This is a genomic window from Flavobacterium sp. HJJ, assembly GCF_015351475.1.
GTDB lineage: Bacteria > Bacteroidota > Bacteroidia > Flavobacteriales > Flavobacteriaceae > Flavobacterium > Flavobacterium marginilacus.
In genome coordinates this window covers 120,015-132,548 of record NZ_JADKPR010000014.1, presented here as the reverse complement: position 1 = coordinate 132,548, position 12,534 = coordinate 120,015, and the positions used below count along the sequence as shown (strand labels likewise).

General features: G+C 33.1%; 10 protein-coding genes. 4 read left to right on the top strand and 6 right to left on the bottom strand.

Annotated features, from left to right (window positions below; translation table 11 throughout):
• Positions 1–112: 112 nt before the first annotated feature.
• The gene (locus IRZ80_RS12680) at positions 113–1,171 is read right to left on the bottom strand and encodes an exopolyphosphatase (protein WP_194641933.1); all 1,059 of its coding nucleotides are present in this window, start codon (positions 1,169–1,171) and stop codon (positions 113–115) included.
• A 230-nt stretch (positions 1,172–1,401) separates the two neighbouring features.
• Between IRZ80_RS12680 and IRZ80_RS12675 the strand changes: the two genes are divergently transcribed.
• Positions 1,402–2,640: an MFS transporter gene (locus IRZ80_RS12675; RefSeq protein WP_194641932.1), complete on the top strand. Its 1,239-nt coding sequence runs from the start codon at positions 1,402–1,404 to the stop codon at positions 2,638–2,640.
• Between the two features lie 492 nt (positions 2,641–3,132).
• Here IRZ80_RS12675 and tsf read toward each other — a convergent pair whose 3' ends face one another.
• The 4 genes from tsf to rplM all read right to left on the bottom strand — a co-directional run bounded on the left by tsf (position 3,133) and on the right by rplM (position 6,033).
• The gene (tsf, locus tag IRZ80_RS12670) at positions 3,133–4,095 is read right to left on the bottom strand and encodes a translation elongation factor Ts (protein ID WP_194641931.1); all 963 of its coding nucleotides are present in this window, start codon (positions 4,093–4,095) and stop codon (positions 3,133–3,135) included.
• 127 nt (positions 4,096–4,222) lie between these two features.
• Positions 4,223–5,002 (bottom strand): 30S ribosomal protein S2, encoded by a 780-nt coding sequence (rpsB, locus tag IRZ80_RS12665; protein WP_194641930.1) that lies wholly within the window; start codon positions 5,000–5,002, stop codon positions 4,223–4,225.
• A 189-nt stretch (positions 5,003–5,191) separates the two neighbouring features.
• Entirely contained in the window at positions 5,192–5,578 is a 387-nt protein-coding gene (gene rpsI / locus IRZ80_RS12660) for a 30S ribosomal protein S9 (protein WP_194641929.1), read from the bottom strand.
• Positions 5,578–6,033: a 50S ribosomal protein L13 gene (rplM, locus tag IRZ80_RS12655; RefSeq protein WP_194641928.1), complete on the bottom strand. Its 456-nt coding sequence runs from the start codon at positions 6,031–6,033 to the stop codon at positions 5,578–5,580. The genes rpsI and rplM overlap by 1 nt, the downstream gene beginning before the upstream one ends.
• A gap of 349 nt (positions 6,034–6,382) precedes the next feature.
• Here rplM and IRZ80_RS12650 point away from each other — a divergent pair, with 349 nt between their 5' ends.
• The 3 genes from IRZ80_RS12650 (at position 6,383) to IRZ80_RS12640 (ending at position 9,208) form a co-directional block, all read left to right on the top strand.
• Positions 6,383–7,408, top strand: a complete 1,026-nt coding sequence (locus IRZ80_RS12650; protein WP_194641927.1) for a LacI family DNA-binding transcriptional regulator — start codon at positions 6,383–6,385, stop codon at positions 7,406–7,408.
• Positions 7,409–7,946: 538 nt separating this feature from the next.
• The gene (locus tag IRZ80_RS12645) at positions 7,947–8,579 is read left to right on the top strand and encodes a hypothetical protein (RefSeq protein WP_194641926.1); all 633 of its coding nucleotides are present in this window, start codon (positions 7,947–7,949) and stop codon (positions 8,577–8,579) included.
• Positions 8,580–8,746: 167 nt separating this feature from the next.
• Positions 8,747–9,208 (top strand): hypothetical protein, encoded by a 462-nt coding sequence (locus IRZ80_RS12640; protein ID WP_194641925.1) that lies wholly within the window; start codon positions 8,747–8,749, stop codon positions 9,206–9,208.
• A 288-nt stretch (positions 9,209–9,496) separates the two neighbouring features.
• On the opposite strand, the gene polA is transcribed toward IRZ80_RS12640, so the two are convergent.
• Positions 9,497–12,334, bottom strand: a complete 2,838-nt coding sequence (gene polA, locus IRZ80_RS12635; protein WP_194641924.1) for a DNA polymerase I — start codon at positions 12,332–12,334, stop codon at positions 9,497–9,499.
• Positions 12,335–12,534: the final 200 nt, after the last annotated feature.

Here is a 12,534-nt window from a genome sequence, read left to right as displayed (position 1 = left end):
AATAAGCTGAAAAAAAGGTTTGTAATTGATTAAAAAAAATAAGGCTGTCCTATATACGAACAGCCTTATTTTTTTTACGATAAAGTATTTGAAAACTTTAAAAATTATACTTTTAGTAAATTTGTTTAACTCCTTTAGCACTGTCGAATACATAACTTACCAACCAGGCAATTTGACCTTGTTTAGCAAAAAATATTTTTTTACTTTGAATGTTAGGAATTACTTCTAATGAAGTTTCCAAAAGATTAAATGCTGCAATTAAATATTTTTGTTGGTATGTTTTTAATACTTTTTGCATTTCAGTATTACTTTCAGAATTACTTACAAATCTTTGATAGTTGTTTTCTGCAATAGTTCTAATAGATAAAATATCATCATATTTTATCTGAGTGAAATTTTCTTCTGCTTTAACTCCCGTTAATAGAGTGTAAAAAGCCCAAGCAGCTCCACCAGAGATGTAAACATTATTTTTTTCTTGTGATTCAGCTCTGCTTGTATACATTTTTTTGAAGCTCTCTCTGATAGTTGGCAAGTAATCAAAAAGGTTTTCGTTGAATTCGAAAACAGTTTTTTGTTTACATTTTTTATTGATGATTTCTGTTAAAGTAACAGTTCCTAAATCACATGATATTGGGAAAAATACAGAAGCACCATTGATGTCCTTTGCATATCCTCCTTTAGTATTACCTCCACCTATGTCAATAATTACTGAACTTAAGTAGTTTTTTGGTGGAATACATCCTCTTAAAAGCAATTTTGCTTCAAGTGAAGAAGAGATAATCTCAATTTTTTTATTAGTAAGAGTTTTGATTTTTACAACTAAATCATTCGTGTTATTTGCTAAACCAACTCCAGAAGATGCTACAATAAAGATGTTTTTGTCTTCAATTTTGTACTCGTTAAGCATTTTTTTGTAGTTGTTGTAAACTACATTACCCGCTTTTTCTATATCCTCTTGTAATAATGTACCGTCTATTCCGATACCAGTTGCAATACCAACGTTTTCAGTCCAGAACTCTTTTACGTCATAAGTATTTCTTTTGATGCTTTCTACATCAAGAACTGTCATTTTTATACCTTTACTTCCTATTTCTATTCCGCCATAGAGTTGTGCTTGTACAGAAACAGAAAGAACAAGGCAAACTATTAAATAGTAGATTTTTTCTTTCATATTTTAATTATTTTGGGGTTTCTTAGAAATGCAAATCTATATTAAAAATTGAATAATCCCTCTGTTTTATTTTTTTTTTTGAAAAAAATGTTTTTTGTAAAATTTTTCTAATTGTTTTCTAATTGTTTTTAAATTGTTTTGTTTTTTAACTGTTAACTTGTTGCTTAATTCAAAAAAAAATCTATTTTTGCCTAGATGAACAAAATTTTTTGCCCCAAAAAAAATTAATTATGATAAAAAAATACTTCGACAATTTTAAAGGTTTTCCAAAAGAGGTTTGGATTTTAACTTTGATAACATTTATTAACAGAGCAGGGACAATGGTTATTCCCTTCCTGTCAAAGTACATGAAAGAAAATTTAGAATTTACTTATAGTCAAATTGGCTGGGTAATGGTTTTCTTTGGAATAGGTTCTATAATAGGGACTTGGTTAAGCGGTAAGCTGTCAGACAAAATAGGCTTTTATAAAGTTATGGTGTTTAGTTTATTTGCTAGTGGAATAGTATTTATTTTGTTGCAGTATGCTACTACTTTTGAACAGCTTTGCGTTGGTATTTTGATTCTTACCACTATTGCAGATATGTTTAGACCTGCTATGCTGGTATGCTTGAAAACATTTACAGAGAAAGAGGATAGAGCCCGTGCCTATTCATTAACTCGTGCCGCTATTAATTTAGGTTTTCTTTTTGGTCCTGTATTGGGCGGACTGATAATTATGCAGATGGGTTATGAGTATATTTTTTATGTTGACGGGATAACTTGTATATTAGCAATTATTGTTTTTGTTCTTTTTGTTAAAGAGAAAAAATTGCCAATTAAAGTACAAAACGAAAGCAATGAAAAAGTTAAAATTTCAGTAATGAAAGACAGACCTTTCATGCTGCATTTGGTTATTTGTTTAATTACTGGTATTCTTTTCTTTCAGATCTTTACTACTTTGCCGTTATATCACAAAGAACGTTTCGATATGACGGAGTTTGACAGTGGGTTGCTTTTGAGTTTAAATGGATTGCTTATTTTGCTTTTTGAACTTCCTATAGTGAATTATGTAAGCAGAAATAAAATTAATAATCACAAAGTTATTTCTTTTGGTTTATTGTTAATGGCGACTAGTTTCTTATTGTTATTGCTTCCTTTTGAGGTAGTTTTGGTTCCAATGATGTTCTTTATGACTTGCGGTGTAATGCTTACTTTTCCGTTTGCTAATTCATTTGCAATGGACAGATCGCATATGCAGGAAGGAAAATATATGGCGGCTTTTACAATGAGTTATAGTTTTGCACATATTTTAAGTGCTAAAACGGGTATGGAAATCATTCAGAATTCAGGATATGAGTCCAATTGGGTTTTCATGACTTGTTTAGGAGTTGTAGGTACTTTACTTGTTTTTAGACTTTCTAAAATGGTCGAAAAAGAAGAATTGAAGGATTCTGCAATGGTAACTGTAGAAGTTAACGACAGAAAATAGTTAATTCAAATGGTACTCTTTTGAGTATTTGAATAGTATAAAATTACAATTAAAAGAACAGCAGTAACGATATTTTACTGCTGTTTTTTTATGGGACAAATTTTCTATTTTGATTAGATTGGTGTTTTGAAAAATTAAAATTGTTTCTTAATGCTGGTTTGACTGTTATATAAGGTTGTTGTATGGTCTTTATTGCAATCAAAAAGAGAAAGGAGGAGTTTTGGTTGGTTTAGTTTAAATAGTGCTGGTTTTATTCTAGAATAGAATCTTATGAGGTGTATTTGTTATGTGTTAGCTTCCTTTTTTAGAAATAAAGATGGGGAGTTTTTTTAAGTAGTAAACTGGGATGAATTGTATGTGTTACTGGTGATGCTGAGTTCAGTAAAGATTAATCATAAAAAAATCCCATCTTGATGAAACAAACAAGATGGGATTTTATATGTAAACGGAAATCTTAATTAGATTTTCGTTTGTTTAAATCAATAGGTTGTATTATCCTAAAGAAACTCTTTTGAAACCTGAGATTTCAACGTTGAATCCTTTTACATAATCACCTACTTTTTTACTGTCATCTTTGATGAAGTTTTGATCTAATAAAGCTTTCTCTTGATCTAAAGTTGTATTATCAGAAATGAAACGCTGAATTTTTCCTGGAATAATTTTATCCCAGATTTGTTCTGGTTTTCCTTCAGCTTTTAATTCAGCTTTAGCATCTTCTTCAGCTTGTTTGATAACTTCTTCAGTTAATTGAGAGAAAGAAATGTATTTAGGAACATTTTTTAAAGTTTTTCCTAAACGTTTTGCTTCTTCATTTTCTTTTTCGATTACTGCAATACGGGCAGCAAGTTCAGAAGCAACGAAAGATGGATCAAAATCTTTGTAAGATAATGTATCAGCTCCCATAGAAGCAACTTGCATAGAAATGTCTTTAGTTAAAACGTCACCATTAGCAATTGGTGCAGAAATTGCAGTTAATGCAGCAATTTTGTTAACGTGAACATAAGATCCAACGAAAGCGCCTTCTAAAATTTCAAAACCGCCGATTTCGATTTTTTCACCGATAACACCAGTTTGCTCAATTAATTTTTCAGCAACTGTAAGTCCGTTGAAATCTGAAGCTAAAAATTCCTCTTTTGAAGAAAAGTTAATAGCTCTTTCAACTAATTCTTTGGCTAAAGTTACGAAAGCTTCATTTTTACCTACGAAATCTGTTTCGCAGTTTAAAGTGATAATAGCTCCTTTGGTTTTGTCAGCATTAATGAAAGAAACAGCAGCTCCTTCAGAAGACTCACGGTCAGAACGGTTAGCAGCAACTTTTTGTCCTTTTTCTCTAAGGTTTTGTATAGCTTTATCGAAATCTCCATCAGCTTCAACTAAAGCTTTTTTACAGTCCATCATTCCGGCACCTGTAGTTTGTCTTAATTTATTTACGTCTGCAGCAGTAATTGTTGCCATAATATATTTGTGTTTTAATGTTAAAAGTAAAAATTCCAATCTTCAAATCCCAAATTCCAATGTTATCAGATGGTTAAAGATCTGATTTTGGAATTTGGAATTTAAAATTTGGAATTTAAAGTTTGATTTATTCTTCAGTTGCTGGAGCTTCTGGAGCTTCAACTGCTGGAGCTTCAGCTTCAGCGGCAACTTCAGCAGTATCAGTTTCTTTATCAGATGTTCTGTTTGCAAGACCATCGATAATTGAAGTAGTTACTAAAGATAAAATTTTATCAATTGATTTAGAAGCGTCATCATTTGCAGGAATCACGTAATCAACCTCTCTTGGGTCAGAATTCGTATCAACCATTGCAAAAACTGGAATGTTTAATTTTTGAGCTTCTTTTATTGCGATGTGTTCAGCTTTGATATCTACTACGAACAATGCAGCAGGAAGTCTAGACATATCTGCGATTGAACCTAAGTTTTTCTCTAATTTAGCACGAAGACGATCAACTTGCAAACGCTCTTTTTTAGATAGAGTGTTGAATGTGCCGTCTTTCTTCATTTTATCAATAGAAGACATTTTTTTAACAGCCTTTCTGATAGTTACGAAGTTAGTCAGCATCCCGCCAGGCCATCTTTCAGTGATGTATGGCATGTTTGCAGCTTTTGCTTTGTCAGCAACGATGTCTTTTGCTTGTTTTTTGGTAGCAACAAATAATATTTTTCTACCTGATGCAGCGATTTTTTTCAAAGCTTCATTAGCCTCTTCGATTTTTGCTGCAGTTTTATATAGATTGATAATGTGGATTCCATTACGCTCCATATAAATGTAAGGAGCCATGTTTGGATCCCATTTTCTAGTCATGTGTCCAAAATGAACACCTGCTTCTAGTAATTCTTTTACTTCTACTTTGTTTGACATTTTTTGTACTAGTTTACGTTCTGTTGAATTAGCAATGTTCCTTATTGGCTTTAAGCTTTAAGCTTTAGGCTCTAGGCTTCATTTAGATGCTAAACTAATTTCCAGCCTCGGCTGGACAACAACAACATTGTTTTAAATTTTTTAATACATTCTAGAGTGTCCTGCATAAATGATGCAAGACAGGCAATATTAACGTTTAGAGAATTGGAATCTCTTACGAGCTTTCTTCTGACCGAATTTCTTACGTTCAACCATTCTTGGGTCTCTAGTTAATAAACCTTCTGGTTTCAAGATTCCTCTGTTTTCAGCATTTACTTCACACATTACGCGTGCCAATGCCATTCTTACAGCTTCTGCCTGACCATTTGTACCACCTCCATAAACGTTTACTTTTACGTCAAAGTTACTTGCATTTTCTGTCATAGATAATGGTTGTAAAACTTTGTACTGTAATGTAGCAGTTGGGAAATAAGTTGCAAATTCTTTTTTGTTTACAGTGATTACTCCTGTTCCTTCTGAAACATAAACACGTGCAACAGCGGTTTTTCTTCTACCGATTTTGTGAATAACTCCCATTACTTAAGATCGTTTAGGTTAACAGTTCTAGGTTTTTGAGCTCCTTGTTTGTGCTCAGATCCTACAACAACATTTAAATTTCTAAAAAGTTCTGCTCCTAATTTGTTTTTAGGTAACATACCTTTTACAGCTTTCTCTACTAATAATGCAGGGTTTTTTGCTTGCAGTACTTTAGCAGTTAAACTTCTTTGTCCTCCAGGGTAACCAGTGTGACGGATGTATGTTTTCTCATCCAATTTGTTACCTGTAAGGTTGATTTTTTCTGAGTTGATAACAATTACGTTATCTCCACAGTCTACGTGTGGTGTGTAACTTGGCTTGTACTTGCCTCTTAAAATCATAGCGACTTTAGTAGCAAGACGTCCTAAGTTATGACCATCAGCGTCTACAACAATCCATTCTTTTGTAGAATTGGCCTTTGTTGCTGAAATTGTCTTGTAGCTTAATGCGTTCACAATAATATATTTTAATTAAACATTCCATTCCCAATAAAGGGAGCGCAAAAGTACAATTAATTATTTTAAAACCAAATAGCTTAATTGATTATTTTTTTGAGGATTTTATGCTGATAATCAAATATATATTTATTGAATGTTAAATTCGACTGCGTTTGTGTTTCATTCTTTTGCAATAATTTTGATTATTTTTTTTTTTGATGTTGCATTTTTTTTGTACTTTTCCGTTTTATCGAATAAATGACTACTTTTTTTTATGTTTTTTAGTAAAAACATAGTATCCTGTTGTTAAATACGAATAATGTTCATTTTAACACTATTAATTTAGTTTAAATACCACTACTTTACAATGAAAGCAAAAGCAACATTAAAACAAATTGCGAAAGAACTTAATGTTTCGGTGTCTACAGTGTCTAAGGCACTAAATGATAGTCCTGAGATTAGCGAACAAACGAAAGTCAGGATTAAAGAATATGCAAAACTAAAAAATTATAAGCCTAACGTTATTGGGCTGAATCTTAAAAATCGTAAGACTAAAACAATAGGGGTTATTATACCTAATATATTGAATTCCTTTTTTGCCAAGGTTTTCAGCGGTATTGAAAAGGTAGCAGATGAAAGAGGTTATAATGTTATTATGTGTATCTCTAATGAGTCGTTAGACAAAGAGGCACATACAATGGAAATGCTAAGTAACGGAACTATTGATGGTTTTGTACTGTCTATTTCAGAAGAAGCTCAAAAATTAAATGATTTCAGCCATTTTAATTCTATTATTAACGACGGTACGCCTATTGTTATGTTTGATAGAACAACAGACGAAGTAGAATGTGATAAAGTGATTGTTGATGATTTTGATTCTGGTCAGAATGCAACGCAGCGTTTAATTGATTTAGGCTGTAAAAACATTGCATTAATTTCTTCGTCTAATAATTTAAGTGTTGGTAAATTAAGAGCCGAGGGGTATTTAAAAGCTTTGAAAATGAATAATATAGAAATCAATGAAAATATTATTATTCGAACAGAATCAGAATCAGACCATGACTTAGCGGAAAAAATTGAAGAAATGTATTCTAATAATCTGATAGATGGTGTTTTTGCATTGGAAGAAAGTGATTCGGTTGCGGCTTTAAAAGTTGGAGTAAAGAAAGGATATAAAATTCCGAAAGACCTAAAAATTATTGGTTTTGCTGATGGAATTCTTGCTTCCAGACGTTTATCACCTAGTTTAACAACAGTCAGCCAGCATGGAATTGAGATTGGAGAAGAAGCAGTAAGATTATTAATTGACCGATTAGAATCTAAAGAAGAACACAAACCTTTTGAAACAGTTGTCATCAAAACAAAATTAAAGGAAAGAGAATCTACTACATAATAAAAGAGCCATTCGTATTGAATGGTTTTTTTATGCTGTTTTTTTAGAAACGGCTGTAGGTAATTCATGAATCAGTTTATAAATTGGGTTCTATTGTTTCTTCGCCTTTTATGGCCAATAACACTGTTTGTTTTGTAATCGCCGATGGGAATTATTATGCCATTGGATTACTAAGCAAAAAATAGCTTTGCTATAAAATTAAGTTTGCTATTACCGAATAAATTCTGAATAATTCATTATAAAGGTTTTAAAAGCTGATTCGAAAAAGACGGCAGTTTGTTCGAAGCTTATAAGAGGGACGCGGTAGTTCGCATCATGCGCACTGAAGACTATAATTTCTTCGAATACCTATTTTACTGGCGGAGTGTAAAAACAGCTTAAATGAAGAAAATTACGTTTGCAGGTTTGTAATTTTAAATTTCTATATTTGAGAAAAGAATAAAACGAGACAAATTCTTGTTAGTTTATTTAATTTTGGGTGTATATGTGAAGGCTTGTAGCCTATATAAACTAGTTGGCAGCTTTTTAAATCAATTACATGAAAAATATCATCTTAATATTTGTTTTACTGATTTCAATTTTTGTAAGCTCGCAGACAAAGAATGATTCTTACAAATCATTTTCTAACTCTACGAGAACTGCCCACATAATCAAATTCGAAAACGATAGTATTGTAACCATTCAAAATGTTATGAGCCATATGAGTGGCAGAATAGCTCTAAGCGGTATTTACCATAAAGTTCAAGACACAATTTATATTTCTATTCCAGAACTTGATCAAACAAAAATGTCCGAAGCTAACAAATTTGGTTTAGCTTATTTATCAGGAACAAAAATCAAGTTAATCGAAACAAAAACTGAATTATTGAATTTTGAAAATGATGCAGTTTATGTTAGAAGTAAAATCTATGGCTCAAATAGGGTTCGTCGAAAAACAATAACTTTTATAAACGGTAAAAAATATCTCGTAGATGGAGGATTAACTGATAGCTATGGCTTAATCAAAAGTGAATCAAAAAAAAATGCTAAGTTTATGAAAGCTGTTGAGGAAATGATTAAAATACCAGAAGATTACTCAATAAAAAAATATGGATTAATAGAAGGATATCAAAAATTCGGAGTATTGGCAATTAAAGGTGTTATAGATTACAGAAAGAAAAACAACCTATAAAACTAAAACTTGCTACAAAAGATTTGGGCAATTGACTTAATTTGAAAATGGTTTTGTATTTGGGATCTTTTGGCGAATCCAAAAATAAGATTTAATTTAATTGCTAATACATTGTTGTTGAGCATGTTACTAGAAGTGATACAAGCCAAAAAATACTATGATAAAATATGGAAGCATTTTGGATATTCCCACTTTACATAATCAGTCCTTTAATTGGTACAATATTAACTGTTAGCAGTATTTTCAAAATTAGAAATGGTAATACAAATAAAACACTTTATATAGGACTAGGTTTTCTTGCACTTCCATTGATTCATCTTGTACTAGTTTCTATATTTCATCTAAATTTGGAAAATAAAATCGTAGGTAACTACAATCTCGGAAAAGAAAAAGATATTCTCATTTTCTATGACAACGCGACTTTTACTCTATATAAATCTAAACAATACAATAATGTCGGTAAAGGAAAATGGAAAATTGAAGAAATCGATTCGCCAATACTAATTCTAGATTTTGACTCTATTAAAAAAAGTGAATTATGGCTACAAATTGAGCCGAATCAGAAAAAAAATGTATTGAAAACTATGCCTTGGGGAAATAATCTTTCAATAGAGTTTATCAAGAAATAATCACTGCGGGTAACAGGTAATACAACTGATTTGCCAACAGGCTTAATTTAAAAATGGTCTTGTATTTGGATGATTTGCTTCGTCAGTTCGCCCAAGTGGAAAATCCGAGGAATGGGCTTAATTTAGTACTAAACCCGCTTTAATAGCAACAAAAATTTCGGCTAGAAAATTGATAATCTCAATGCAGTAGAAATAAAAAGAGCAGAAATCGATACGGTTATTTACCTAACGATTTCTGCTCTTTTTATTTTTTTCTGATTACTTAAAACTGCTTTCTGCTTACTTTTTCTAGTGCGCTTCCAGCCAGTTTTTACCCAATCCAATTTCAACATCCAGTGGCACATCCATTTTAAAGGCGTTTTCCATTTCATGCTTAATCATCGGCTGGATTTTTTCGAGTTCTGAGTTGTGAACATCGAACACAAGCTCATCATGTACCTGCAGTAACATTTTTGATTTCCAGTTTTCAGAAACTAATTTTTTATGAATATTGATCATTGCAATTTTGATGATATCTGCGGCAGAACCCTGAATCGGTGCATTAACGGCATTTCGTTCGGCACCGCTTTTCACCATCATATTAGCAGAATTAATGTCTTTTAAATAACGTCTTCTTCCTAAAACCGTCTGCACATACCCATTTTCTCTTGCAAAATCCACCTGATTCGACATGTATGATTTCAGTTTTGGATAAGTAGCATAATAGGCATCAATCAGTTCGGCACTTTCTTTTCGCGAAAGCGAAGTCTGATTACTTAATCCAAAAGCAGAAACCCCATAGATAATTCCGAAATTCACGGTTTTGGCATTGCTTCTTTGTTCTTTGGTTACTTCTTCCAAAGGAACGCTGAATACTTTGGCGGCCGTACTTCGGTGAATGTCTTCGTTGTTTTGAAAAGCAGCAATCATGTTTTCTTCACCGGATAAAGCAGCAATGATGCGTAATTCTATCTGTGAGTAATCCGCAGAAACTAAAGTGTAATTTTCATCTCTGGCGATAAACGCTTTTCGGATCAATCGGCCTCTTTCGGTACGGATTGGAATGTTTTGTAAGTTTGGATTATTGGAACTCAAACGTCCTGTTGCAGCAACTGTCTGCATATAATCGGTGTGGACACGGCCTGTTTTTGAATCAACCTGATTAGGCAGTGCATCAATATAAGTGCTTTGCAGTTTCACCATTTGGCGCCATTCGAGAATATCGCGGACAATTTCGTTGTCATTTGCTAAGTACGATAAAACTTCTTCGCCAGTTGCGTATTGACCAGTTTTCGTTTTCTTTTGTTTGGCTCCGCCAATTTTTAATTTATCGAATAAAATGTCACCAAGCTGTTTTGGTGAAGCCAGATTGAATTTTTCGCCGGCGGTTTCATATATTTTTTGTTCCAAAGCATTGCTTTCGGTAGCTATGTCAATTGACATTGATTTTAAGAAAGGAACGTCAAGGTTGATTCCTTCCAGTTCCATTGCAGCCAAAACAGGTATTAACGGAATTTCGATTTCGTCAAATAGTTTTTTGGTCTCGGCTTTATCCAGAATCGGACTAAAATTCTGTTTTAATTGATAGGTGATGTCCGCATCTTCGGCAGCGTATTCTTTGATGTCTTCCAATGGTACTTCGCGCATTGTTTTTTGCCCTTTTCCTTTTTTACCAATTAAATCTTCAATCGATTTTGGCGAATATTTCAAATACGTTTCTGATAAAACATCCATGTTATGACGCATATCAGGATTGATCAGATAATGTGCAATCATCGTGTCGAATAACTTTCCTTTTATCTGAACACCATAATTCGAAAGAATCTTTAAATCGTATTTTACGTTCTGGCCAATTTTTTCGATGGCTTCGTTTTCGAAAAAAGGCTTGAATTTATCGGCCAAAGCCTGGGCTTCTTCTCTGTTTTCTGGAAACGGAACATAAAAAGCTTTTCCTTTTTCATAGGAGAATGACATCCCGACTAATTCGGCATTTAAGGCATCAATTCCTGTAGTTTCTGTATCGAAACATACGGAAGTCTGCTGAAGTAAATTTTGCAGAAGCAATTTTACAGCAAAATCGCCTTGAATAATCTGGTAAAAATGTTCGGTATTTTCAAGAGTTGCATAGAATGAACTGTGTTGTGCTTCACCAGTTTCTTCTTCAGAAAAACCGAATAAATCGAATTGTTCTTCGTTGGATTTTTTTGCCGGCGCTTTTTTGGCAGCTGGTGTTTCAGGACTTGTGCTTTCTTCTTCAACCGATGGATTGTATAATTTGTCAAACTGTGCTTTCATCTGGCGAAATTCCAGTTCCTGAAACAGCGCATCGGTTTTTTCAACATCGGGTTTGGATAATTCATACTCTGTTTCGTTGAAAGTTACAGGGCAGTCGAGTAGGATAGTCGCTAGTTTTTTAGACAATAATCCCAATTCGGCATTGGTTTCGATTTTTTCTTTTATCGCTCCTTTTAATTGATGCGTGTTGGCCAAAAGATTTTCCATGGAACCATATTCGGCTAAGAATTTTTTGGCTGTTTTTTCTCCAACACCCGGCAGGCCTGGAATATTATCGGCCGCGTCGCCCATCATTCCGAGAAAATCAATTACTTGTTCGGGACGCTCGATTTCAAATTTGGCCAATACTTCCGGAATTCCCCAAATTTCGATATCGTTACCCATTCTAGCAGGCTTGTACATGAAAATATTTTCGGAAACCAATTGTGCAAAATCCTTATCAGGAGTTACCATATACACTTGGTAGTTTTCTTTTTCAGCCTGTTTTGCTATGGTTCCTATTAAATCATCGGCTTCGAAACCAGGGACTTCTATAATAGGAATGTGCATTGCTTTTAATAATTCCTGAATGTAAGGAACTGCGATTTTGATAGCTTCGGGAGTTTCGTCACGGTTTGCCTTGTATTCCTGATACATTTCGTAGCGGTAAGTGCTTCCGCCTTTGTCAAAAGCTACGGCTAAATGATCTGGTTTTTCGCGTTTGATTACATCCATCAGGGCATTCATAAACCCCATAATGGCCGAAGTATCCATTCCTTTTGAATTGATTCTTGGGTTTTTGATAAAGGCGAAATAACCACGAAATATTAAGGCGTAAGCATCGAGAAGGTAAAGACGTTTTTGAGTTGACATATAAAAAATTTAGTCTGTAAAAATAGGGAATTGCCTTTTAAAAACGAATTTGTTGCTGAAAATTATAATTGGTTATGGTAATTGATTGTCGCAATAGCTGGTCTTATAAAAACAAAATATTGTCTTTTAGCCCCGATTACTATGAAAATCCTTTTGTAGCTACGGGTTTCAAACCCGTATCTACAAAAGATTGCAATGGA